2 protein-coding genes are annotated in these 1,376 nt (G+C 30.9%); both read right to left on the reverse strand.

The annotated features are described in order from the left end of the window. The coding region (locus tag GMC_RS18410; protein WP_010520211.1) for a hypothetical protein at positions 1 to 281 on the reverse strand (281 nt) is incomplete at its 3' end. A 201-nt stretch (positions 282 to 482) separates the two neighbouring features. Beyond that, positions 483 to 1,013: a hypothetical protein gene (locus tag GMC_RS0100060; RefSeq protein WP_010520212.1), complete on the reverse strand. Its 531-nt coding sequence runs from the start codon at positions 1,011 to 1,013 to the stop codon at positions 483 to 485. Positions 1,014 to 1,376 lie beyond the last annotated feature (363 nt).

The raw sequence follows: 1,376 nt of genomic DNA on the forward strand, positions 1-1,376 counted from the left end.
TTAGGAACATTAAATATATATTTACCATTTTTACCTGTTACATAATCTCTAATAGATAAACCTGCTCCTCTAACATCACTTTGCGAAATTCTATGAGATATAGTGTGATTTAAAGCATAGCATAATCGTACACAGCAAGTATTATGAAAAGAACTGTGAATCCAATTTCTAGTAGCTTCACTTGTTTGGGGACTATTAATTTTACTAAAAGCTTTTTCTAATACAGATGATTCATCTGGATAAGACATCCACATTGTTTGAAATTCATTGATCTGTTCCATTTCTTGATTTTAAGTTTTTAATATTTGCTAACGGTGAGTATAAGAAACGTAGGGCATTAATATGCGATACGTTTGGAATTGGCACTAAGCCAAATATAAATATTTTGCTTTTATCATTTTTTGTAAACGCCAAATTTTATATTTGACGACTTTGCAAACAAGCACAGATCTTTTGGTTTAAGCCTAAAATCCCTATGTTTTTTATACAATGTTAGCACCTTTTTTTACCCATTCATAAATTGGATAGTGGTATCCATCGTTTTGATTTGCTTGCCATTCAGTTTTACAAATCATACATTTTAAATCATATTCAATTTGATATTTTTCAAGATTCGTATATGGCTCTTTTTGAATACTTAAATATCCAATTTCAACTTCTCTTTCTGGTGGGAATTGAATCCACTTCTCATAAACTCCACATTTACATTTTGCTCCATCATCAAAGTGTTTAATTAACATAATTCCAGCATTAACATCTTGACGATAGTCGCGCATAGAACTGCTTTTTGATTTTGGTAGATTTTCACACTTTTTTTCAATATCAGAAATTTCTTTTTGAGTGAAATTCAAATTATCCAATCCTATTAGGATTTTAGAAGCATTTAATATTTTAGATTCATCATTAGATGTCAGTTCTCTATATATCTTCTCACGAATAGCAGGTTTTAAAAGCTCATATTTGCCTCCTTTTTCCTGTAAATAGTTTTCAACTACATATTCTTTCCATTTCATATTTTCAAATTGGTGCTAACGTTAGGTGTATGATTTGTTTGGTGATAATCGTTTGCGAAGCGATAGCGAAGACAAACTATTTGCCAAATGAATCATACACAGTGTTGAACTAACCCTCCTTACCAGTCGTGAGCTTTTTACTACCTTGAAAGGTCAAATATTAAAATTTGTTATTATGATTTCAAAAAAAAGCAACGCTAGTTGATGAAGCTTTAGCTAAAGTACCTCATTTTAAAGAATTACACGATAGATTACTTCGAGATTTTACCATTCAAGGTAAAGCCAAGAGTACCTTTAACAATTATATCCGTTGCCTTGCACACATGGCTTTGCATTTTAATCAAAGTCCAGAAGGTTTGGATT

The sequence above is a fragment of the Aquimarina agarivorans genome (assembly GCF_000218485.1).
GTDB classification, from domain to species: Bacteria; Bacteroidota; Bacteroidia; order Flavobacteriales; family Flavobacteriaceae; genus Aquimarina; species Aquimarina agarivorans.